This is a genomic window from Micromonospora sp. CA-244673, from assembly GCF_050948395.1.
Taxonomy (GTDB): domain Bacteria; phylum Actinomycetota; class Actinomycetes; order Mycobacteriales; family Micromonosporaceae; genus Micromonospora.
The window spans coordinates 381,122-403,782 of sequence record NZ_CP192019.1; the positions used below are offsets into that span (position 1 = coordinate 381,122).

16 protein-coding genes are annotated in these 22,661 nt (G+C 72.6%); 6 read left to right on the forward strand and 10 right to left on the reverse strand.

The features are described from left to right. The first annotated feature begins 23 nt into the window (after window positions 1-23). Window positions 24-539 (forward strand): sigma-70 family RNA polymerase sigma factor, encoded by a 516-nt coding sequence (locus ACQP12_RS01925; protein ID WP_151461344.1) that lies wholly within the window; start codon window positions 24-26, stop codon window positions 537-539. Continuing rightward, entirely contained in the window at window positions 536-1,249 is a 714-nt protein-coding gene (locus tag ACQP12_RS01930; RefSeq protein WP_433284554.1) for an anti-sigma factor family protein, read from the forward strand. Before ACQP12_RS01925 ends, ACQP12_RS01930 begins: the two co-directional genes overlap by 4 nt. A 7-nt stretch (window positions 1,250-1,256) precedes the next feature. Here the strand turns inward: ACQP12_RS01930 and rarD are convergent, their stop codons facing one another. The 4 genes from rarD to eccE form a co-directional block, all read right to left on the reverse strand. Further along, on the reverse strand, window positions 1,257-2,180 hold the full coding sequence (rarD, locus tag ACQP12_RS01935; RefSeq protein ID WP_357940178.1) for an EamA family transporter RarD: 924 nt from the start codon (window positions 2,178-2,180) through the stop codon (window positions 1,257-1,259). Next, entirely contained in the window at window positions 2,177-2,665 is a 489-nt protein-coding gene (locus ACQP12_RS01940) for a GNAT family N-acetyltransferase (protein ID WP_433284556.1), read from the reverse strand. Before ACQP12_RS01940 ends, rarD begins: the two co-directional genes overlap by 4 nt. 96 nt (window positions 2,666-2,761) lie before the next feature. Next, complete coding sequence (locus ACQP12_RS01945) at window positions 2,762-3,148, reverse strand: phage holin family protein (protein WP_151461348.1); 387 nt, start codon at window positions 3,146-3,148, stop codon at window positions 2,762-2,764. Window positions 3,149-3,195: 47 nt separating this feature from the next. Continuing rightward, window positions 3,196-5,001 (reverse strand): type VII secretion protein EccE, encoded by a 1,806-nt coding sequence (gene eccE / locus ACQP12_RS01950; protein ID WP_433284558.1) that lies wholly within the window; start codon window positions 4,999-5,001, stop codon window positions 3,196-3,198. 236 nt (window positions 5,002-5,237) lie between these two features. Between eccE and ACQP12_RS01955 the strand changes: the two genes are divergently transcribed. Together ACQP12_RS01955 and ACQP12_RS01960 are read left to right on the forward strand one after the other, a co-directional pair. Beyond that, complete coding sequence (locus ACQP12_RS01955) at window positions 5,238-5,555, forward strand: WXG100 family type VII secretion target (protein ID WP_357940184.1); 318 nt, start codon at window positions 5,238-5,240, stop codon at window positions 5,553-5,555. A gap of 20 nt (window positions 5,556-5,575) precedes the next feature. Further along, window positions 5,576-5,869: a WXG100 family type VII secretion target gene (locus tag ACQP12_RS01960; protein WP_433284560.1), complete on the forward strand. Its 294-nt coding sequence runs from the start codon at window positions 5,576-5,578 to the stop codon at window positions 5,867-5,869. A gap of 76 nt (window positions 5,870-5,945) precedes the next feature. On the opposite strand, the gene mycP is transcribed toward ACQP12_RS01960, so the two are convergent. Continuing rightward, window positions 5,946-7,151: a type VII secretion-associated serine protease mycosin gene (gene mycP / locus ACQP12_RS01965; RefSeq protein ID WP_433284562.1), complete on the reverse strand. Its 1,206-nt coding sequence runs from the start codon at window positions 7,149-7,151 to the stop codon at window positions 5,946-5,948. A gap of 153 nt (window positions 7,152-7,304) precedes the next feature. On the opposite strand from mycP, the gene ACQP12_RS01970 reads away from it, so the two are divergent. Both ACQP12_RS01970 and ACQP12_RS01975 read left to right on the forward strand, forming a co-directional pair. Continuing rightward, window positions 7,305-10,559, forward strand: a complete 3,255-nt coding sequence (locus ACQP12_RS01970) for an SseB family protein (protein ID WP_433284564.1) — start codon at window positions 7,305-7,307, stop codon at window positions 10,557-10,559. Continuing rightward, entirely contained in the window at window positions 10,556-10,921 is a 366-nt protein-coding gene (locus ACQP12_RS01975) for a hypothetical protein (protein WP_357940192.1), read from the forward strand. The genes ACQP12_RS01970 and ACQP12_RS01975 overlap by 4 nt, the downstream gene beginning before the upstream one ends. Before the next feature lies 1 nt (window position 10,922). Here ACQP12_RS01975 and ACQP12_RS01980 read toward each other — a convergent pair whose 3' ends face one another. The 5 genes from ACQP12_RS01980 to acs all read right to left on the reverse strand — a co-directional run bounded on the left by ACQP12_RS01980 (window position 10,923) and on the right by acs (window position 22,450). Then, a complete protein-coding gene (locus ACQP12_RS01980) occupies window positions 10,923-11,855 on the reverse strand; it encodes an alpha/beta fold hydrolase (protein ID WP_357940194.1) in 933 nt (310 codons plus the stop codon). A 158-nt stretch (window positions 11,856-12,013) separates the two neighbouring features. Beyond that, window positions 12,014-14,437, reverse strand: coding sequence for an immune inhibitor A domain-containing protein (locus tag ACQP12_RS01985; RefSeq protein WP_433289080.1), 2,424 nt, complete (start codon window positions 14,435-14,437; stop codon window positions 12,014-12,016). 285 nt (window positions 14,438-14,722) lie between these two features. Continuing rightward, the gene (locus tag ACQP12_RS01990; RefSeq protein ID WP_433284567.1) at window positions 14,723-17,053 is read right to left on the reverse strand and encodes an immune inhibitor A domain-containing protein; all 2,331 of its coding nucleotides are present in this window, start codon (window positions 17,051-17,053) and stop codon (window positions 14,723-14,725) included. Window positions 17,054-17,428: 375 nt separating this feature from the next. Continuing rightward, a complete protein-coding gene (locus ACQP12_RS01995; protein WP_433284568.1) occupies window positions 17,429-20,221 on the reverse strand; it encodes an immune inhibitor A domain-containing protein in 2,793 nt (930 codons plus the stop codon). A 240-nt stretch (window positions 20,222-20,461) separates the two neighbouring features. Continuing rightward, the gene (acs, locus tag ACQP12_RS02000; protein ID WP_433284570.1) at window positions 20,462-22,450 is read right to left on the reverse strand and encodes an acetate--CoA ligase; all 1,989 of its coding nucleotides are present in this window, start codon (window positions 22,448-22,450) and stop codon (window positions 20,462-20,464) included. Window positions 22,451-22,661 lie beyond the last annotated feature (211 nt).

Consider the following 22,661-nt stretch of genomic DNA (forward strand, 5'->3'; position numbering starts at 1 on the left):
GCCGCCGGAAGCGAGGTACCGCCATCAGCGACCACGACGCCCAACTGCTGCGCGCGCTGCACGACGAGCATGCCGACGCGCTCTTCGCGCACGCCCTCCGGCTGGTCAACGGCGATCGGTCGCGCGCCGAGGACCTGGTGCAGGAGACGCTGCTCCGGGCCTGGCGGCACCCCGAGTCGCTGGACCCGCGGCGCGGCTCCGTCCGCGCCTGGCTCTTCACCACCGCCCGGAACCTGGCCATCGACGCCTGGCGGCGGCGGTCCACCCGGGTCGGCGAGGTCTACACCGACGAGCTGCCCGAACCTGCCGAGACGGTCGACGAGACGGAGCGCGCGGTGGAGGCGTGGACCGTGGCCGAGGCGCTGAACCGGCTCAGCACGACCCATCGAGAGGTGCTCGTCGAGTGCTTCTACCAGGGCCGGTCGGTGGCGGAGGCGGCCGCCCGCCTCGGGGTGCCGCCGGGCACGGTGAAGTCGCGGACCCACTACGCGCTGCGCTCACTACGGTTGGTGCTGGCCGAGATGGGGGTGACCGGATGACCCGCTGCGAGTTCGAGCACGACGACGGCGCGTACGTCCTGGGCGCCCTCGCCCCCGCCGACCGGGCCGCCTACGAGCGGCACCTGGGCGGTTGCGCGCCCTGCCGTGAGGCGGTGGCCGAGATCGCGGTGCTGCCCGGCCTCCTGGGCCGGCTCGACCCGGCGGGGCTCGAGCAGTTCCTGCCGTCCGCCACCGAGACCTCCCGGGTGCCCGCGCTGCTCGACGCCGCTCGGGACCGCCGGCGCCGCGAGCGGTCCCGGTCCCGGCGCCGGTACGCGCTGACCGCGCTCGCCGCGGCCGCGCTCGCGGTGCTGGCCGGCGTCGGGGTGTCCCTGGTCCGCCAGCCGGCCGTACCGCCGCCCACGGCGTTGCCCACGGCCACCGCGGCGCCGGTGACCATGACGGCCATGCAGCCGGTCGCCGGCGCGGTGCCGCTGCACGCCGAGGTCGGCCTGACCGACAAGAGGTGGGGTACCGAGGTCACCATGCGCTGCGGGTACGACCAGCGCGCCGGTCACCGGGAGGCGTACACCTTCCGGCTGGTGGCGCACGGCCCGGACGGTGCGACGGAGCAGGTCGGCACGTGGCTGGCCGCACCCGGCGACAACGTCCGCGTGGTCGGGGCCACCCACTTCACCCACGGGGAGCTGGTGCGGCTCGAACTGGTCCGCGCCGACGGCACCCCGGTCCTCGCCTTCGACGCCCGGTGAGGCGCGGTCAGCGGGCCTCGGCGGGCACCAGGGTGGCGGCCCGTGCCCGCGCGCGGGTCCGGCGGGCGTGGCGGAGGGCGTCCGCGGTGAACACCACGAGGGCGACCCAGACCAGGCCGAACCCGGCCAGCCGGGCCGGCGGCATCGGCTCGTGGAAGACCAGCACGCCGCAGCCGAGCTGGAGGATCGGGCCGACGTACTGGAGCATGCCGAGGGTGGAGAGCGGCAGCCGGTTCGCCGCGCCCGCGAAGAGCAGCAGGGGGATGGCGGTGGCCGCACCGGCCAGCACCAGCAGCGCGGTGTGCCCCGCCGAGACGTGCCCGAAGGTGGCCGCGCCGCTCCGGGTCAGCCAACCCAGGTAGGCCAGCGCCGGAAGCGCCAGCACCGCCGACTCGACGAACAGCCCTTCCGCGGCGGGCAGGCCGAGGCGCTTCTTGACCAGCCCGTACCCGGCGAAGCTGAAGGCCAGCACGAGGGCCAGCCAGGGCAGCCGGCCGTAGTCGACGGTCAGCACCGCGACGGCCGCCCCGCCGATGCCGAGCGCCACCCACTGGGCCGGGCGCAGCCGCTCGCGCAGCAGGAAGACCCCGATCAGCACGATGACCAGCGGGTTGATGAAGTAGCCGAGGGCGGTTTCCACCACCCGGTCGGAGTTCACCCCGTAGATGTAGGTGCCCCAGTTGACCGCGATGAGCGCGGCGGCGGCCGCGATGGCGGCCAGCGTCCGGGGCCGCCGGGCCAGCGCGCGCAGGAAGGCGATGTTGCGCATGGCGGCCAGCAGCAGCGCCACGAAGACCACCGACCAGACGATCCGGTGCGCGAGGATCTCCACCGGGCCGGCCGGGCGGAGCAGCTTCAGGTAGATCGGGAAGAAACCCCAGATCAGGTACGCGCCGAAGCCGTAGAGGTAGCCGAGACGGGTCTGGTTCACGCCTCTACCGTAAGTGGTGAACCGGCACTTTGCTCCTTTCCGGTGAGCTGGGTCACCCGCTGGTCGTACTCCATCCAGCGGCCCGGCTCGACCGGCGTGAAACCGACCTTCGCGTAGACCCCGTGCGCGTCGGCGGTCGCCAGCACGATCCGGCGTACGCCCCACTCGGCCAGGTGGTCACGGGCCGCGCCGGCGAGCCAGGTGCCCAGCCCCCGGCCGCGCTCGGCCCGGTCCACGTAGACGTCGCCGAGCCAGGCGAAGGTCGCCCGGTCGGTGACCACCCGGGCCACCGCCACCTGCCGCCCATCGCCGGGCCGGTAGACGCCGAAGCCGATCGACCCGGCGAAGGCCCGCCCCACGGTGTCCCGGTCCCGCCCCAGCGCCCAGTACGCGTCGGTGGCGAGCCAGTGGTGCACCCGGTCCAGGTCGAGCCGATCCGGATCGGTGCTGAGCAGGTAGCCGTCGGGACGGGTCAAGGTGAACACCCCTCCGACCCTAGTTGCGGCGCCACCCGGCCTCACCAGCCAATTCCCGCCCACTGGCCTGGGCCGGCGGGCGGGAATCGACGGGGTGGCGCGGGCTCAGTCGCGGTCGAGGACGGCGCCCAGGATCCAGGTGACGATGCCGACGAAGAGCGCGCCCAGCACGGCGGCCGGCCAGAAGCCGTCCACGTGGAACGGCAGCCCGGCCTCACCGGCGATCCAGCTGGTGAGCAGGAACAGCAGGCCGTTGACCACCAGCGCGATCAGGCCGAGGGTCAGCAGGTAGAACCCGCAGCCGACGGTCTTGATGATCGGCTGCAGCACCGCGTTGACGACCCCGAAGATCACCGCGACGAGCACCAGCGTGGTCACCGTCTCGGTGGCCGAATCCGAGTCCAGCGTGATGCCCGGGATGAGCAGCGTGGCCAACCAGAACGCCACGGCCGTCGTGCCCAGCCGGATCAGGAGACCCTTCAGAAAATCCATGGCCGGGATCGTGCCACGCCGCGTCGACTCGCGGAACCCGTGCCGGCTCAGCGGCGGGCCGGGCGACCGACCAGTTGCGACTCGATCGGCGTCGGCGAGAGCAACGCCCACCGCAGCGCCCGCCGGTTCACCACCGCCACCATGTCGTCCCGGATCCGGGTCAACCACTCCGCCGAGCCGCCCAGGCCGAGCGCCGCGCCGGCCAGCGCCGCCTCACCGGGGTCGAGCGGTTGCAGGATCGCCAGGTCGGCGCGGGCCAGCGCTGCCGTGTCGGCCGGGGTCAGCTCGTCGCGGACCACGAGAACGGACTGCCATGCCGCCGCGGGGCCGGCCTCCGGCGGCACCGGGCCGGCGTCGACCACCAGCAGCAGGGGACGCAGCGGGGAGCCGGGCGGGCCGCCGACGGGCCGCCCCGGCGGGACCAGCGGCACCGCGCCGCCCGGCACGCCGACCCCGCGGACGAACGGCTCCCAGACCCGGGGGCGCGCCGTCTGCACCGCCACCCGCGCGCCGAGCGCCAGCGCCCGCAGGGTCAGCAGCTGGGCGGCGCCCACCCCACCGACCAGCAGCAGGCGGGTCGTCGTGGGACGGAACAGGCGTACGGTCACCGCGCCGCCGTGCCGGTTGGCGCCCACCATCAACCCGGACTCGCCGAGGGCGAACTCCAGGGCGGCCAGCTCGGGCCCGAGCGGGGGCGCGTCCGGCCGGGCCGCCGCCAGCGGCAGGGTGGCGGCCAGCCCGCTCAGGTGCTCGCCGTCCAGCCGGCGCAGGCCGGCACCGACATCCCCGGCGAGCCGCCGGAGCGCCCGCCCGGCCACCGACAGCTCCGCGGTGGTGTGGGCGGCCAGGCGTACGGTCAGCTCGGCCGGCGTGGACGCCGGGTCGGCGCCGGCCCGCGGACCCACGCAGAGCGAGACGGTGGTGGCGGTCGCCGGCAGTGCCAGCAGCCGCGGCACCAGCCGCCGTGCGGCGTCGGTGCGCGGATCCGGCCAGCGGCGCAGCCGCCAGGTGATCTGCGGGAGCCCGCCCACGGTCACGGCGGCCCAGCTCTCCCGGACCGGAGCCCCGGCGTCGTAATGGGCCAGTTCGGCCACCACGCGCAGCGCCGCGGGGCCGCCGAGGGGGCGACCGGTGAGCGGCCCGAGCCGGCGCACGATCCGCCGGACCGTGCCGGACAGCGCCCGGCGCAGCTCGTCGTCGGACCAACCGTCGGCCCGGAGCACCCGGACGGCCAGCACCACCCGGGCCCGGGCCGCCAGCCGCCCGTCGGTGAGCTGCCGGTACGAGGTGCCGGCCGTGCCCGCCCCGGCGGCGGGGGCCGGCGCGGGCGACGCGGAGAACAGCAGCTGGATCTGCACCGGGGGGCTCTCCGGTCCCACCGGGGGCAGCAGGCCGACCGGCGGCGGCAGCTCCCGCGGGCCGTCGCCGAGCAGGTCGTCCGGGTCGCCGATCTCCAGCAACGCGGTCATCCCGGCGGCGTCCTCCAGCACCGCCGCCGGACCGCCGGCCAGCTCGGCCGCGTGCACCGCCGCGCCGGGGCGGGCAAGCTCCAGCAGCGCCGCCGGCCCGCAGGTGGCCGGGAGGGCGCGCCGCCGGGTCAGGTAGGCCGCGCCGACGGCGAGCCACTCGAAGAGCCAGCGCCCCCGGAGCCGGACCCAGGCGGCGGGCAGCAGCACCGCCGCCAGCAGCAGGGCGGCCGCGGTCACCGGGACGCCCCGGCCCACGGCCGCGACCAGCGCGGCCACCGCCACCTGCGCCGTCACCACCTGCCCGGCCCGGACCGACGGCGCCGGGCGCCGGATCCGGTGTGGAGGGTCGGCGGACGCCGGTCGTGCGGTGGTGGTCGCGGTCACCGCACCTCCTCCACGCGTTCGCCGGGTGACGCCGCCGTGGCTCATCGTAGAGCTTCGCTGTCCACAGGGGAGCCCGAGGGGTAGCAGAACCGGAGTCGGACGGCTACCGTCAGCGACGAGTTCCGTCGAGCGCGCCCGCCGTCCCCTTCCCCCCTTCTCCGGTGGCGCGCTCCGGCGAGTCCACGGTGGTCGCTCCGGCGGCCAGCCACGACCGAGGAGACGAGGTGACGTCCGGGGTGTCCCAGACTCAGGCACAAGCCGCGGTGATGCAGCAGACCGCCGCGAAGTTCGAGCAGGTCGACCAGTCGTTGCAAACCATGCTCAGCGGCCTCATGGCCGAGCTGGAGGTGCTGCAGCAGGCCTGGCGGGGCGCCGGTGGGCGCTCCTTCGAGCAGGTCAAGCAGCAGTGGGCGCAGGACCAGACGGCCCTGCAGCGGGCGCTGCGGGAGACCGCGACGGCCATCCGCACCGCCGGCCGGCACTACGACGTGTCCGACACCGAGGCCGCCGGCCGGGTGGCCGGCACCAACCGCGGCATCCAGCTGCCCCTCTGACGCACGGGAAGGACCGATCGATGGACCACGGTGTGCTGGTCGTCAACTTCGCCGCTCTGCAACAGGCCGGCGCCGACATCCAGAGGGCGCTGACCACGCTCGAGAGCCAGCTCGGGCAGCTCGAACGCGACGCCGCCCCGCTGGTGTCGAGCTGGTCCGGCGAGGCGCGCGAGGCGTACGAGCAGCGGCAGGCCCGCTGGCGGGCCGCCTCACAGGACCTCCAGACCATGCTGCGCGACATCAAGCTGGCCGTGGAGGACTCCGCGACCGACTACCTCGACACCGAGAAGCGCAACGTCAACCTGTTCCAGTGACCGCCGCGCGAGGGCGGCACGGGCTCTTCCGCCCGTGCCGCCCCGTCGCTTCCCTCCGGCCGGGCGGTGGTGCGGGTCAGGCCGGCCCGGCCGGGTGCCAGCGGCGGCGCGCCCCGCGGGGCAGCACCATGGCGAGCAGCACCACGGCCACGGCCGCGGCACCCGTCGCGGCGCCCACCAGCAGCGCCCGGTGCCGGGCCGACGTGCGGCGGCCCTGCCGGGCCAGCTCCGCCTCGTCCGGGCCGCCGGCCGGCAGGGCGGCCCCGCCCCGGGGACGAGCGGCGGCGACGGCCGGCGACTCGGTGACCGCGCGGTAGGGGTTCAGCACCCCGGCGCCGTAGCCGTCGCCCCGTCCCGGGGCCGGATCGGCGCCCGCCACGATCCGCCGGGCGATCTCCGCCGCGCCCAGCTCGGGGTGATACTGCCGCAGCAGCGCCGCGGTGCCGGCCACGAAGGGCGCCGCGTAGCTCGTCCCCTCCGCCCGGCGGTGGCCCTGCCCGGGCGCCGCCATCAGCACGTCGCTGCCCGGGGCGACCAGGTCGACGTACGGGCCGGTCTGGGAGAAGGCGGCGCGGGTGCCGTCCGCCCCGATCGCACCCACCCCGAGCACCCCGTCGTACGCGGCCGGGTACGGCCGGGGGTCCCCGCTGTCGTGCAGGTTGCCGGCGGCGGCCACCACCACGACGTCCCGCCGCACCGCGTAGGCGACGGCGGCGCGGACGGCGGGGTTGTCCGCGTACAGCACGACGGAGAGGTTGACCACGTCGGCGTCGTGGTCCACCGCCCAGCGGATGGCCCGGGCGAAGTCGGCCGCGCCGACCGTACGCCCCGACTCCCGCCCGTCGACCACCTGCTGTTCGCTGACGCGTACGGGCAGGATGCGGGCGCCCGGGGCGAGCCCGCGGAAGGCCACGCCCGGCCGGGGCGCGGCGGCGACGAGGCTCGCCACGCCGGTGCCGTGCCCGGCGCAGTCGCGGGTGCCGTCGCCGCCCGGATCGAGGAAGTCGGCGCCGTCGAGGACCCGGCCGGTGAGCTGCGGGTGCGAGCGGTCCACCCCCGAGTCGACCACCGCGACCACCACCCCGGCGCCGGTGGCGAGCGGGGCGAGCCGGTCCGGCGCGTACCGTTGCTGGGGCCATGGCTGCTCCGCCACGGGGCGGGCCGGCGCGGGCGGTGCGGCGCAGGCCGAGGGCGCGCGGGCCGAGGCCGGGTCGGCCGGCAACCCGGCGACGACGAGGGCCGCCAGGACGGCCAGGGCCGGGCGCGCGGTGGGCCGGGACATCGACGGCCTCCGTATCGTGTCGACTCCGGAACGGGATGTTAGCGCCTCGCCGAGGACGCGGCCGACCGTCGACAACCAGGCATTTGTGATCTTGTTACCACCTTGTAGGTTGTAGGCGATGCCTGTGGCCTGTTCGCGGAAGGAGAGGTGGCCGTGACCGGATGGGAACCGGCCACCGAGGCCGAGGTGGCGATGCGCGATGCGCTGCGCGCGCAGGACCAGCAGCTCTACTTCCGCATCCTGACCCGGCTCGATCTGCTCCTGCCGGTCGCCGGGGAGACGCTCGCCGGGCCGGGCCCGGGGGGCTGGGGCACCTGGACCACCGGTGGCCGCACGCACGTGCTGGCCTTCACATCCGCCAGCGCGCTGCGCGCCTGCCTGGGCGAGAACGCCGGCGCCACCCGCCGCGTCCCGTACGCCGGCCTGGCCGGCGACTGGCCCAATCCCGAGTGGTGGCTCGCGGTCAACCCCGGTCTGCCGATCGAGGGCTACCTGCCGGCCTGGTTCGTCGCGCAACTCGCCCGGGGTGACATCCGGCTGCCGGGCCGGACCATGGGCGCCCGGGCCCGCCTGGAGCGGGTGGAGAGCGCCGCCCGGGCCGCCCGGGGTGGCCCGGCCGCCCCCGGCCGGGACGTCCCGCCGTCGCCGGTGCCCGGAGGGCGGGTCCCGCCCGACCCGGTCCGGGCTGGGCGCGGCCCGGCCGGCGCCGAGCCGTCGACCGTCCCGATCCCGACCGTCCCCGCCCCGAGCACCCGGGCCGCCGTCCCCGACCCGGCCACCCCGCCGCCGGCCCTCCGCCCGGACCCGCCGGTCCCGCCGCCGGCCCTCCGCCCCGACCCGGCGAACGGCCGGCCGACTCGCCCGCTCGGTCGCCGTGCCCCCGACGACGCGCGACCCGCCGACGCCGCCGGCGCCGATCCGGGCCTGGACAACCTCGCCGGCTGGCTCACCGACCTGCGCCGGCGCCCCGACGAGTCGGATCCGTTCGCCGGCGCCGGCCGCTCCGGACCGGCCAACGGCCGGCCGGCCGAGCCCGCGCCGCCGCCCGCCCGGTCCTTCTTCGACCCCACCTCGGGCCGCTCACCCCGGCGACCGTCGCCGCTCGACACGCCGCACCGCGGCGGGGACCGGGCGGTGCCGCCCTCCCGGTTCGCCGGCGGCGGCCAGCCGTTCCCGCGCCGCCGGCCGTTGAACGAGCCGGTGCCGCAGGACCCGACGCAGGCGTTCCGGGTGGACTCCGCCGAACCACCGGCGGATCGGCCGGCGGAACAGGCCCGGCCGTTCCGCCCCGCCGCGCCGCCCGCCGAGACCACCCAGGCGCTGCCCCGCCGGCACGCGGGCGCGGGTGACGACCCGGGCCCGGACGAGCGCACCCAGCCGATCCCCGGCCCGGGCCACCCCGCCGAGGCCGAGGAGATCCCGCCGTCCATCGCCGAGCCGGTGTCCGGGCCGCCCGCGCCGCGTCGGGGCTTCACCCCGATCGTCATCGAGGGCACCGTCATCGAGTCCCGCGATCTGACCGAGCCGGTTCCGCCCCCCACCGCCGGTGCGTCGCCCGAGCCGTACGGGGTGCCCACGGCCCCCGCCGCCGCGTCCGCGACGGCGGCGGCCACGGCCGACGGCGGTTCGGCGGCACCCTGGGCCGGTCCCACCGACCCCACCCTGTCGCTGACGGTCGACCCGCCCACCGCACCCGCCCCCGCCGAGCCCACCGGTCCGGGAGAGCGGCCCTTCGGAACGCCGGGCGAGCCGACCATGTTCGGCCCGTCGGCCCCGGCGGACGACCCGCGCGCGGCACTGTTCGCCCCCGCGAGCCCCGACGAGGGTGCCGGCTCGCCGCCGGATGAGCGGACCGCACCGCCGATGGAGCCCCCGACCGTCCCAGCGGGGTGGCCGGCGGACCGGGTTGCGCCGGCGGACGAGGCGACGACGTCGCTGTTCGCGCCGGCCGCGCCGCCGCCCGAGCCGACCACGTCGCTGTTCGCCCCGGCCCCACCGCCGGCCGAGCCGGCCACCACGCTGTTCGAGCCGACCGCGCCGGCCGCCACCGCGGACGAGCCGACCACGTCGGTGTTCGCGCCGACCGCCGCCGACGAGCCGACCACGTCCGTGTTCGCGCCGTCCGCTGCCGACGAGTCGGCGACGTCGGTGTTCGCGCCGGCCGCCGTGGACGAGCCGACCACGTCCGTGTTCGCGCCGTCCGCTGCCGACGAGTCGGCGACGTCGGTGTTCCCGCCGGCTCCTGCGGACGAGCCGGCCACGTCGGTGTTCGCGCCGACCGTTGCCGACGAGCCGGCGACGACGGCGTTCCCGCCGGCTTCCGCGGACGAGCCGGCCACGTCGGTGTTCGCGCCGACCGCCGCTGCCGGGTCGCCGGAGGAGCCGGTGGCCGGCGCCATCCCGTCCCCGGCGGGCGTCGCCGGCAGCACCGCCGAGGCCGACTTCGTGCCGGCGAACGAGGTGGAGGAGGAGCTGCTGGCCGCGGCCGGCAGCGGCAGCACTGACGGCTTCCTCACCACCCTGCTGCTGGCCCGGGTGCTGCTGCCGGTCGCCCCCGAATCGGCGGCGGGCAGCCGTCCGGGGGACGCCGGCTTCGTGTGGCGTACGGAGCAGATCGACGGCGGGACCTACGTGGTCGTGCACACCTCGCCCGAGCGCCTGGCGGACCGGGCCGGGCCGGTCGAGACGGTACGCGTCAAGTTCGTCCAGCTCATCCGCCGCTGGCCGGACGTGAGCTGGTCGTTCGCCGTGAACCCGGGCACACCGGTCGGGGCGACGTACCCGGGCGAGCAGGTTCTCGCGCTCGCCAACTGGGCCGCCGAGGTGGGGCTGGGCGACGACCCCGAGACCGAGCCGGAGCCGCCCGCCGCCGCACCGACGTCGTCGACCGAACCCCGGCCCGTCCCGCCGGCGGTGGACCCGACCCGCCCGGTGATCATGCAGAAGGCGATCGCCCCGAGCCAGCTCGCCTACTACCTGGAGCGCGGCTACGACCGGGTCTCCGGCTTCGTGCACCGGGCCAGCGAGCTGGCCCACCTCGGCACCCCGGCGGAGCTGTACGACGCGCTCGGCCTCGGCCATCCCGGCTCGCCGTTCTCCTGGGACGCCGAGGAGATCTACGTGCTGCGCTGGCCGGCCTACCGGCCGAGCCTCTACCGCATCCCGTACGGCGGGCAGAACGAGGCCGCGATGCGGGCCATGGAGGGCTGGGTGATCGAGCGGCCCCCGTTCCGCGGCAACGGCTTCGCGCCCGGGGAGAGCAGCGACGTGGTCGCCGAGTTCAAGGTGGACAGCGCCCGGCTGCCGCACGGCGCCGAGCTGTGGCGGATCGGCGCGGACCGCAGCGAGCGGGTGGTCGCCGTGCTGGACACCGACGAGCTGCTGTGGCGCCGGGCGGGTGACGCGTGACCCGCGACGGCTACGTGGCCCGCTGGAGGGGCCGGGAGTACCAGGCCAGCCCCGACGGCGGCGACGTCCGCCTGTACCAGCCGGAGCCGGGCGAGGGCTTCACCGAGGTGCGCCCCGGCCGGCACGTCCGGGTGGTGCCGGTGGCCGAGATCGAGGACCTGGCGTACGTGCGGACCACCTGCACCTGGCAGGGGCAGCCGTTCATCGTGCTCGCCGAGCACGACGGCTGGCTGCGGGTGGAGTACACGGGCGGCCGCTGGCCGGTGGCTCAAGGGATGCGGCTGGAGGCCTTCGACTTCGGCGTCTACCAGGGCTGGGCGCCCGCCGGCGAGGTGACCGACCTGCGCGAGCAGCGGGTCTGAGTCAGGACTTCGTCCAGCGCAGGATCTCGCCGAGCACCAGGTCCCGGGCCTCCACGTGCGGGAAGTGGCCCACGCCGTCGAGCAGCCGCCACTCGTAGGGGGCGGTGACGTAGCGGCCGGAGCCCTGGGCGGTGCGGGGCAGCGAGGCCCGGTCCAGCGCGCCGTGCAGCTGCAGGGTCGGGGTGACCAGCGGCTTCTGCATCAGCCGGACGAACCGGTAGCCGTGCAGCCGCAGCACCGACCGGAACGCCCAGCGGTAGCCCTCCATGGCGCAGAACGCCGCCTGCGGGATCTGCATGGCCACCCGGCAGCACCGGGCGTACGCGTCGAAGTCCGGGCCGTTCACCCAGCGCGGCCCGCCCCAGCGGCGCAGCATCGCCTCCACTTCGGCGGCGTCGTCGCGGGTCAGCACGTGCTCGTAGCGGGGGAGCTGGAACTTCAGCGTGGGGGTGGACGCGGTGAACTGGCCGCGCGGGTCGGCGAAGATCGCGGCCCGCAGCCGGAGCGGGTGCGGTGCGCCGAGCACCACGAGCCGCCGGACCAGGGTGGGGTGGAACGACGCGGCCGTCCAGGCGATGAGGCCGCCGGCGCCGCTGCCGACCAGGGTGGCGGACCGTTCGCCGAGGGCCCGGATCAGGCCCGCCACGTCGGCGGCGAGGGTGTAACCGTCGTACCCCCGGGGTGGCTTGTCGCTCGCGCCGTAACCGCGCAGGTCGACCGCGACCGCGCGGAAGCCGGCGTCGGCGACGGCCGGCAGCATCTCGTGCCAGGCGTACCAGTATTCGGGGAAGCCGTGCAGGAAGAGCACCATGGGGCCGGTGCCGGCCTCGACGACGTGGAAGCGGCTGCCGTTGGCGCCGACGAAGCGGTGGGTCCACGGCCCCTCGGGGAGCACGCAGGCCTCGTCGACGGGTCCGCCACGCTGGTCGGTCATGGGGCACAGCCTAGGGCCGGCACCGCGCGGGCGGTCCCGCAGGTGCTTCAGGATCAGGGGATTCTCCGGGAGATGCCGGACCGGCCGGGCGCCGGAAAGGGCGATGCCCGGGCAGGTGACCTGCCCGGGCATCGCGGGGTGTAGCGGTGATCAGCGGCTCAGGAGAAGCGGACCTTCATCGAGGTGCCGTTCTGCTGGAGAACCTTGATCTTCACACCGGCGGCCGGGAGCTTGACGCCGTGGTTCGGCAGCTCCGGGTACCAGTACTGCTTGGTGTCGTCGAACAGCGGCTGCGCGGCCTGGCCACGGATGTACTGCGGCTGGCTGTTGATGTGCAGCGTGAACGAGTCCGCCTTCTTGAGGCTGAACGGCGCGTCGTAGACCTGGACGCGGGCCCGCCACGGGGCGCCGGTCAGGTTGTAGATCGGCCGCGGGTGCGCGTCGATGTAGAGGTTACGACCCTCACCCGGGTGCTCGAAGGTGTCGTTGTCCGCGTACCGGAGGTTCCAGTACGAGATCAGCAGACCCTCCTGGTACGCGTAGTGGTCCACCCAGTCCGGGCGGGTGTTCGCGTAGCCGAAGTAGTACGGGCCGGTCTTCAGGTACTTGTCGTACGAGACGTACGACCGGTTGCCCGCGATGTAGTAGTTGTCGAAGAGCCGGGTGTAGCTCTCGCCGGTGATGCTCCAGCCGGCGAGCGCCCAGTCACCGGCACCGGTCTCGGCGCCGTCGCTGAGCAGGGTCTGGCCGTCGGCGGTCACGGTGATGGCGTCACCGAAGAAGCCGCCCGAGGCCACGCCACCGTCGGTGACGTAGTGGAACCGGAACTGCGCGACCTTGCCGGCCGCCGCGTCCATCGGGATGTTGATGTCCACCCACTTGCCCGCGCTGCTGCCGGTGAGGCCCGGCGTCGGGTCGGTGTTGGACACCGGCGGGATCGGCTTGCCGTTGACCGTGCCGTTCAGCGCGTTCCACGTCTTGCCGCCGTCCAGCGACGCCTCGAAGAAGAGGTAGTCGTAGCCGGTCTCGATGTTGAAGCGGCCCTTCATGGACAGCGCCGCCGAGGTCTTCCCGGTGAGGTCGAGCGTCCTGGTCATGGTGTTGTTCAGGTCGTCGTCGTTACCGGAGAAGTACTGCTTGGTGCCCTCGAACGGAGCGCCGTACTGGAAGGTGTACTCCCGCTGCGGCAGCACCACGACCGCGGCCTGCGCCTTCTTGGAGTTGTACTCCTCCGGGCCCAGGTCCAGGTCGCGCTTCTGCCCGGCCTTGACCACCTCGTAGTCGAGCCAGCCGAGCTGGAGCTTGTTCCAGGCGCCGAGGTCGCCACCGCGCTCGCCGATGCCCTGGTCGTTCTTGTCACCGAGCCGGCTCTGGGCCATCAGGGTCCAGTGCTCGTTGTTGTTGTCGCCGCCGTTGATGTTGTTGTAGTCGTCCGGCAGGCCCAGGTCGTGGCCGTACTCGTGGTAGAAGACGCTGCGGCCACCGTTTTCCGGCTGGATCGTGTAGTCGCGGATCCAGACGCCGGTGTCGCCGATCTGGGTGCCGCCGATCGGGAAGTTCGCCGGACCGACGCGGGAGGTGTTGTACGCCGCCCAGCGGTGGCTCCAGATGGCGTCCTCACCCTGGTGCGGGTCACCGTCGGCCTGGTCGCCGCCGGAATGGACGATCTGGAAGTGGTCGATGTAGCCGTCCGGCTCGTTGAAGTTGCCGTCGCCGTCGTAGTCGAACCGGTCCCACTGGTCGAACGACTGCATGTCGGCCTTGATCTGGGCGTCGGTGCGGCCCTTGGCCTTCTGGTCGGCGACCCACTGGTTCGCGGCGTCGCGGATCAGGTCCCAGGTGTTCGGGCAGACGTTGTCCGCGCAGACCGCCGGGTCGCCCGTGGGGTCGTCGTCGGCCTTCGGGTCGTCCGAACGGCCGTAGCGGGCGGCGTTGTACTTGACCTTCACCCAGTCGGTGACCGTGCCGTCGACGGTGTAGCGGCCGGACGACTGGGCCTCGTAGTACTGCTTGAGCGACTCGTCGCCCGGCTTGGTGCCGAAGTACAGCTGCCGGAAGTGCTCGGCGCTGTAGTCGGCCTGCCAGACGGTGGAGTTGTCCACCGCCCGGTTGGGCTTCGGGATCTCGTTGTGCTGCGGACCGTCGTACCCGGTCGGGCCGGCGATGTCCGGGTTGATGTCCTTGTCCGGGTAGGCCGGGTCGCGGTCGTCGCCGAACTCGGCGAGGATCACGAAGATCTTGTCGGTCCGCTCCCGGGCCAGCTCGACGTACTGGTCCTTCTTGCCTGCCTTGGCGGTCCGGGCGCCGGCCGCCGCCGCCGCGCCGCCGGCGGTCTCGCCGACCTTGACGACGGTGCTGCCGTTGATCTTCTGGGCCTTGGCCCGGCCGGACAGGACCTCGCTGAGGCCCTCCTGGCGGAGTGCCCGCCGCTTGTCCTCGAGCTTGTCCGGCAGATCGTGAGGGGCCTGCGGCTCGGCGACCGCCGGAGCGGCAGCCGGCAGCTTCGGGGTCGGCGCCGCGCTGGCGGCCGCGGAGCCGGCCACCAGTCCCGTCGCCGTCAGCGAAAGCCCGAGCAGACCCACTGCGACTTTGCGCACGTGGTACCTCCGGTGTGAGGGAACCGGCCCAACGGGGGTACGGGCCGGTGGAAGATCCCATTAGTGGGACCACTGGTGAAGATAAACATTCCCGTGACGCGTGGGAAGACAGACGCGTCAATTTGTAGCAACTTTTTGTTGGGAACGCTCCTCACCGTCACATCAGGATCGGTCAATCGGGTCGCGTGAGCTGGGGCGAAAGGCTTCGGGGTACGCGAAAGGGGCCGCCGGCGTCGCCGCCGACGGCCCCTTCCGTGTGGTGCTACCCGATCAGTTGCTGACCTTGACGACCATGTCGCTGGTCGGGGTGGTGCCCTGCTTCAGGATCTCGATCTTGGTGCCGGTGCCGGCGACCTTCACCGAGTTCCACGGGTTGTTGCTGTTCCAGTACTTGTTGACCCCGCTGTCGGTGAACACCGGCGTCGGGTCGAGCTTCGGCACGGTGACCGCCACGCCGTTCAGGTGGAAGGTCTGCGCCGGCTTGGCGTACCGGCTGAAGGCGCCGTCGTAGCCGTTGCGCCGGTTGGTGATGGTGCCGACGCCGCCGACCTGGATCTTGCCCGGCCGAACGTCGACCGGCAGGTTCAAACCGTAGCCCGGGTGCTCCGACGTGTTGTTGTCGCCGTACGCGTAGTTCACGTACCAGACCAGCAGACCCGGCTGGACGGAGAACCGCTCCACCCAGTTCGGCCGGCTGTTGTTGAACCCGTAGTTGTACCCACCGGTCCGCAGCGTGTCGTCGTAACCGAAGTAGGTCCGGTTCTCGGCGATGTAGAAGCGGGGGTAGGTGTCGGTCACCGAACCGCCCATCCGGGTCCAGCCCTTGGCGGTCCACTCCGCGGCGAGGGTCTCCGCGTCGTCGGTCCAGGCCACCGCGCCGTTCTTGGTCAGCGAGATGTTGTCCAGGAACGGACCGGCGAAGTGCACGCCGCCGTCGGTGGCGTACCGGTAGCGGAACAGCACCGACTTGCCGGCGTACGCCGACAGGTCGTAGGTCGAGTCGACCCAGGTGCCGTTGCTGGAGCCGTCGATGCCGCTGTCACCCGCATCGACCAGGTTGTTCTTGACGTCGGCCCAGGTGGCGCCGCCGTCGGTCGACACCTCGGCGTAGAGGTAGTCGTAGTCCTCTTCGATGTCGTACTGCAGCTTGGAGGTGATCGACGCGGAGGTCGCGCCGGTCAGGTCCAGGGTGCGGGTCAGCGAGGCGTTCAGGTCGTCCGCGCTGCCACCCCACCACTCGTACGACCCGCCGAACGGCGTGTTGTAGTTCGTGGTCTGGGTCTGCGCGGGCAGGTTCACCACGACCGCCTGGGCCTTCGGCCCGTCGCTGTCGCCCGCCGGGCCGAGGGTCACCTGGGTGGTGCCCGAGCCGTAGTCGACGGTCGAGTGGTTCAGCCAGCCGAGGAACAGCTTCGACCACGGGTCCATGTAGCCCGGGGTCGAACCGATGTCGTCGGTGCCGTGGCTCAGCCACGAACCCGAGGACATCAGGCTCCAGAAGCCGACGCCGTTGTCGCCGCCCGCGGTGTCGTACAGGTCCGGCAGACCGAGGTCGTGACCGTACTCGTGGGCGAAGACCCCGAGGCCACCGTTCTCCGGCTCCGTGGTGTAGTCACGGATCCACAGCCCGGTGTCGCCGATCTGCACACCGCCCGCGAGGTTGCCGGCCGGTCCGGCCTTGCCCTCGAGGTTGGTGAACGCCGCCCAGCGGTGCGACCAGATGGCGTCCTCGCCCTCGGCGCCGCCGCCGGCCTCCTCGCCCTCACCGGCGTGCACCGCCTGGAAGTGGTCGATGTAGCCGTCGGGCTCGTTGAAGTTGCCGTCGCCGTCGAAGTCGTAACGGTCCCAGACGTCGAACTGCTTGAGGTAGTCCTTGATCTCCTGGGACGACTTCCCGGCCGCGGCCTGGGCCTGGTACCAGGACGTGGCGCTGTCCCGGACGAAGTTCCAGTACCCCTCGGCCTCGGAGATGTTGTCGTTCGGGTTGTCCGGGTCGTCGTTGTGACCGTAACGGGCCTCGTTGTAAGGCACCGTGATCCAGTCGCTGACGTCACCCTTGACCGTGTAACGACCACCGGACTGCTTCAGGTAGAAGTCCCGGAACGACTCGCCCTCACCGTAGAACATGTCCATGTAGTGCTCGCGGTGGAAGTCGGAGCGCCACAGGGTGCTGTTGTCGTCGGTGGAGCTGCCGTCCCAGTTGCGGTCCGGCTCCGGGATCTGGTTGACCACCGGGCCCGCGGCGCCGCCGGCGCGCGGGTCGGTCTTGTCGCCGAAGTTGACCAGCATCGTGAAGATGGGGTCTTCCTTCGGCGCCTGCTGGTACTCGACGAACAGGTCGTCCTTGACCTGGATGACCTTCGAGCCGTTGCGCGTCTGAAGCTTGGCCTTGCCCCTGAGCAGGTCGGAGATCGCCTGCTTCTTGAGCTCCCGCTGCTGATCCGCCTTCGGATCCGCGAGGTTGTCCTTGCCGTGCTTCGCCTTCTCGACGCCAGGCGTGGGCTCCGCCGCCGGGGCGGCGGACACCGGCGTCGTGACGACACCGGCTGCCAGCAGCGCGGCCGCGGCCGAGGCCAGGCCCGCTGTGACTCGTCTCCTCAAAGGTCCTCCTCCTTTGTGGATGTGTTACATGGCAGGGGCAGCCAAAGCCATCACTGTCATGTCAGGCGTCACTCACAATGACAGGTGTTTGCATCGTTGTCACCGGTCAATCACCCGATGATTCGCCTCTTTTTCCTGGGCAAATCAGGGCAAAAGAGCGCAGCGATTCAACACCAATTCGCATTACGGTTCAGCCACGATCACTCTGAGTGATGGTGATTATGAGGTCCCCAAGGGGGAGCGCAGTGGCCCCGGAAAATGTCACACCAGCCGGAAGAAGAATTGTCCGCGTGTAAGAAGGGCGGGGCCCGCCCGGAGCAGTGTGCTCCAGACGGGCCCCGCCGTGTGGTTCCGACGCGCCCCCGGCGTGTCAGGTCACGGTTTCGGTGGGGTCACCCACACCATGGCGTACGCGTTGTCCCTGGGCGCCCACTTGATGGTGATCGAGACGCCGTACGCGACGCCCGCGTCACCCGGGTTGCCGGTGCCCAGCACGATGGCCCCGCCGCCGAGCGTCGAACCGTAGTAGTCCGTCGCCGGCGTGCCGTCCGGGTTGGTCACCCGGGTCGTGTACTTCGCGTTGCCCTTCGACGGGACGACCACCGAGGCGTCGTTGTCCCGGGCGTACGCGGCACCGTCCCGGATCTCGATGCCCGGGTACCAGCCCTTGGTGTCGGTGAATCCCTTCACCGGGCCCTGGGCGGGGAACTTCGTGCAGTACTCGCTGTACGGCTCGTCCGCCGCCTCCAGGCACTCCCGGAACGGGTACGTCGGCTTCAGGGTGAAGGCCGCGTTGGACGACTGCGGGCGGCTGGGCAGGTTGTCCAGCACCGACGGGTCCTTGACGGCCGCCTCGCCCTTGCGGCGCAGCGGGTCGTTGTGCGAGTCGACGATCAGCAGACCGCCCTTCGCCCCGTAGCTGGGCAGCGCGGTCATCTGCGCGGTGACGTGGTTGACGTCGCCCAGCTCCGTGTCCCGGTACCAGACCAGCATGCCCGGGGCGTTGTACGCGATCCGGTCGACCTTCCACGCCTCGTGCGAGTAGATCGTGTCGTACGCGTACTTCAGGCCCTTGTCGAAGCCGTCGAAGTTGCGCCACTCGGCCAGGTAGTAGTGCGACTTGACCTGGGTGCCCGAGTCGGTGTGCCAGCCCGCGCCGCTGGTGTCGGTGAAGGTGCCACCGGTCTGGGTCCAGCCGTTGGCGCCGCCCTCGACGTCGTCGCTCCAGGTGGTGGCGCCGCCGCCGGTGACCGAGAAGTCGTCGGCGAACCAGCCGCGCTCCTGGAACGCCTCGTCGGTGGCGTACCGCAGCCGGACCTGGACGGTCTGACCGGCGTACGACGACAGGTCGACGTAGTCGTGCCGCCAACCGCCGGTGGTGCCGGTCAGGCCGTACTTCTTGTTGCCGAAGTCGACCATCCGCCCGTTCGGGTCGGCGTAGCCGTCGTCGGTGGTGACGAGCTTGCCGGTGTCGTCGTAGACCTTCCGCTCGGTCCAGGTGTTGCCGCCGTCGGTGGACACCTCGACGAAGCCGTAGTCCCAGTCGGCCTCGATGACGTAGTTGTTCCACATCCAGAACTTCGCGTCCGCGGCGTTCGGGACGGTCACCGTCCGGCTCAGCTTGACGTCCGCCCAGGCCTGGTCGGCGCCCGAGTACCACATGTTGGCGCCGCTGTGCGGCTGCGCGAGCGTGATCACCTTGTCCGGCAGGTTGATCTTGATGCCGTCCTCGGTGCCCACCGGCGTCCGCGACGTCTGGCCGAGCTTGACCAGCCGCGAGCGGTCACCCGCGTTGACCTCCAGCGGGTCGGCCCAGCCCAGCACCCACTTGTCCCAGAGGCCCATGTGGGTCGGCAGCGCCTGGAAGATCTCGCCGCTGTGCGAGCCCGAGGCCATCAGGTCCCAGAAGTCGACGTCCGAGTCGGCGTTGCCGGAGGTGTCGTACAGGTCCGGCAGGCCGAGGTCGTGACCGAACTCGTGGGCGAACACGCCGACGCCGGCGTCCTCCGGCTGCACGATGTAGTTCGACACCTTCAGGTTGGTGCCGGGGATCGTGTAGCCGCCGGCCACGGTCGAGGAGTGCGCCCAGACCGAGTAGACGCCGATGTCGCCGCCGCCGCGGGACTTGCCCTGGTTGGCGTGCACCAGCACCAGGTGGTCGATCACGCCGTCCGGCTCGTGGACGTTGCCGTCGCCGTCGCGGTCGCTCTGGTCCTCGATGTCGTAGTCGGCCCACGGGAAGCTCGGGTCCGCGGCCGCCAGCGCGTCGATGGCGTCGGTGGCGAGGCGGCCCGCGCCCTGCGGGTTGTCCGGGTGGCCGTTCATCGACTGCTCGCGACCGGCGACCCAGTTGCCGTTCTCGTCCTGGAAGCAGCGGGAGGCCGCGTACCAGCCCTCCGAGTGCGGCACCGTGATCCACGGGCTGGCCTGCCCGTCAACGGTGTACGCGCCCTTGGACATCTCCAGGTACATGTTGTGCATGGTCCGCCCGGCGAGGCTGATGCCCGGCTTGCCGTCCGGCCCCTTCAGGTCCTTGCGGACCCGCTCGGTGATGCCCTTCTTGGTGTAGAGCATCTTGTCGTAGTGGGCCGGCGAGAAGTCCGGCACCCACATCGAGTTGTTGTCCTTGTGCGGCAGCGTCGCCGGGTTGGGGATCGTGTTGTGCCGCGGTCCGTTCTGGACCGTGCCCGGCACGCACGTCCGGTCCTCGAAGACGGTCTTCGGGACCATCACGTTGGTGAAGTCGTCGTTCGCCTTGTCGTTGAACTCGACCAGCAGGGTCAGCAGCTTCGCCGTCTGGGTGCTCTTGGCCTTCTTGATCCGGCGGGGGCTCTGGCCCGTCCGGATCGCCTTGGCCTCCACCTTGGCGAGTTCCCGCGCGGCAATGGGGTTGCCCCCGGCGTACTTGCGGTCGTAGGCCTGGGCCTCGTCCGCCGCCGAGGTGAAGACGCCGTCCCGACCCTTGACCTCCTTGCCGCCGGTGTCCGGCTGCACCTCGGGTTCGGCGTAGTTGATGTAGTACTCGTCCGCCCCGATCGTGACCGGCGCGGGGCCGGACGTCTGGGCGGCCGCGCTGCCCGTCACGGTCAGCGACGTGGCGGCGAGGGCGATGGCGGGCAGCGCGACGAGTAGGCGTCGGCGTGACCCGGTCCGTGGAGATGTGTGCATGCCACTCCGTTCGTAGGGCATGGGGGGAGAGAGTCGGCCGGCCGGCCGTCGTAGTGACGTCCGTCTAACCCGTCCGATGCGGCTGAACCTAAATGAGAAGGGTCCCTCACCGACAGGGGTGAACTACCCCTCTGCCCGTTCAGCCCGCAGCGCCTCCACCGAACTTCCGACGCGTGGCGGGAAAACGACGATGGGTGACGGCCCGTCCGGACCGTCACCCATCTCGGGGTACGCCTGCCGTCAGTCCTCGTCGGACCTGCCGCCACCCATGCCGGAGGAGATCAGGTCCATCACCGAGGAGTCCTGGAGCGTGGTGACGTCACCGAGCGACCGGTTCTCCGCCACGTCGCGCAGCAGCCGCCGCATGATCTTGCCGGAGCGGGTCTTCGGCAGCTCGGGCACGAGCATGATCTGCCGCGGCTTGGCGATCGGGCCGAGCGTCTTCGCCACGTGGTTGCGCAGGTCGGCGATGAGCTTCTCGCCGGCCTCGCCGGAGATCTCGGTGCTGCCGCGCGGGATGGCGAACGCCACGATCGCCTGGCCGGTGGTCGGGTCGGTCGCGCCGACCACCGCCGCCTCGGCCACCGACGGGTGGCTGACCAGCGCCGACTCCACCTCGGTGGTGGAGATGTTGTGGCCGGACACCAGCATGACGTCGTCGACGCGGCCGAGCAGCCAGATGTGCCCGTCGTCGTCCTTCTTCGCACCGTCACCGGCGAAGTAGACCCAGTCGTCGCCCTGGTTGGCGCCGGCGCCGAAGCGCGACCAGTAGGTCTCGATGAAGCGGTTGTCGTCGCCCCAGATGGTGCGCAGCATCGACGGCCACGGCTCCCGGAGCACCAGGTAGCCGCCACCGCCGTTGGGCACCGACTGGCCCTGGTCGTCCACCACGTCGGCCACGATGCCGGGCAGCGCGGTCATGGCCGAGCCGGGCTTGGCCTCGGTGACGCCCGGCAGCGGCGAGATCATGATGGCGCCGGTCTCGGTCTGCCACCAGGTGTCCACGACGGGCAGCTCGCCCCGGCCGATGTGCTGCCGGTACCAGATCCACGCCTCCGGGTTGATCGGCTCGCCGACGCTGCCCAGCAGGCGCAGCGAGGACAGGTCGTAACCGGCGGGGATGTCCTCGCCCCACTTCATCATGGTGCGGATCAGGGTGGGCGCCGTGTACAGCAGGGTCACCTTGTACTTGTCGACGATCTCCCAGAACCGGCCCTTGTGCGGGGTGTCCGGGGTGCCCTCGTACATGACCTGGGTGGCGCCGTTGGAGAGCGGGCCGTAGACGATGTAGGAGTGCCCGGTGACCCAGCCGATGTCGGCGGTGCACCAGTAGACGTCGGTCTCCGGCTTGAGGTCGAAGACCGCGTGCGTGGTGTACGAAACCTGGGTGAGGTAGCCGCCGGTGGTGTGCAGGATGCCCTTCGGCCGGGCGGTGGTGCCGCTCGTGTAGAGGATGTACAGCGGGTGCTCGGCGTCGAACGGCTGCGCGGTGTGCTCCGGCGAGGCCGTGTCCACCGTCTCGTGCCACCAGTGGTCCTTCGCCGACCAGGCGACCTCCTCGCCGGTGCGGCGGACCACCAGCACGTGCTCCACCGACGGGCAGTTCGCCACCGCCTCGTCGACGGTCGGCTTGAGCGCGGACGGCTTGCCCCGGCGGAAACCGCCGTCCGCGGTGATGACCACCTTGGCGCTGGCGTCCTGGATCCGGTTGGTCAGCGCGTCGGCCGAGAAGCCGCCGAAGACCACGCTGTGCGTGGCCCCGATCCGCGCGCAGGCGAGCATCGCCACGGCGGCCTCGGGGATCATCGGCAGGTAGATGGCCACCCGGTCGCCGGCCGTGACGCCCAGCTCGGTCAGCGCGTTCGCCGCCTGGCAGGTGAGCCTGTGCAGGTCCGCGTAGGTGACGGTGCGGGTGTCACCCGGCTCGCCCTCCCAGTGGATCGCCACCTTGTCACCGCGGCCGGCCTCCACGTGCCGGTCCAGGCAGTTGTACGCCACGTTGAGCTGGCCGCCCACGAACCACTTCGCGAACGGCGCGTTGGACCAGTCGAGCACCTGGTCCCACTGCCGGGCCCACTGCAGCCGCCCGGCCTGGCGCTCCCAGAAGGCGAGCCGGTCCCCGGCCGCCTCGGCGTACGCGTCCGCGGTCACGTTGGCGTTCGCGGCGAGTTCGGCCGGCGGCGGGAACTGGCGCGTCTCGTTCAGCAAGTTGGCCAATGCCTCGCTCATGCGGTGACTCCTTCATCGCGTGACCTGCGTCTCCTACCCGGGAGAGGTTAGTCGGGGCGCACCCCCGCCGCGACCGTCCGGTCAGCCGTCACGCGCCCAGTGGCCCTCGGCGCGCGCCGAGCAGTAAGGAGGATCCCCCTGTCAACGCCTCCGGTAGAGGAGGGTTCCCTTCTCACCGCCGGGCCGGTGGGCGGCGGGCGTGGTTCGCGTC

Excerpts from the sequence above, each read along its gene's own strand:
- ACQP12_RS01980 (WP_357940194.1), bottom strand. The coding sequence starts at position 11,855 with ATGACCGACCAGCGTGGCGGACCCGTCGACGAGGCCTGCGTGCTCCCC.
- acs (WP_433284570.1), bottom strand. The coding sequence starts at position 22,450 with ATGAGCGAGGCATTGGCCAACTTGCTGAACGAGACGCGCCAGTTCCCG.
- mycP (WP_433284562.1), bottom strand. The coding sequence starts at position 7,151 with ATGTCCCGGCCCACCGCGCGCCCGGCCCTGGCCGTCCTGGCGGCCCTC.
- ACQP12_RS01960 (WP_433284560.1), top strand. The coding sequence starts at position 5,576 with ATGGACCACGGTGTGCTGGTCGTCAACTTCGCCGCTCTGCAACAGGCC.
- ACQP12_RS01930 (WP_433284554.1), top strand. The coding sequence starts at position 536 with ATGACCCGCTGCGAGTTCGAGCACGACGACGGCGCGTACGTCCTGGGC.
- ACQP12_RS01995 (WP_433284568.1), bottom strand. The coding sequence starts at position 20,221 with ATGCACACATCTCCACGGACCGGGTCACGCCGACGCCTACTCGTCGCG.
- ACQP12_RS01945 (WP_151461348.1), bottom strand. The coding sequence starts at position 3,148 with ATGGATTTTCTGAAGGGTCTCCTGATCCGGCTGGGCACGACGGCCGTG.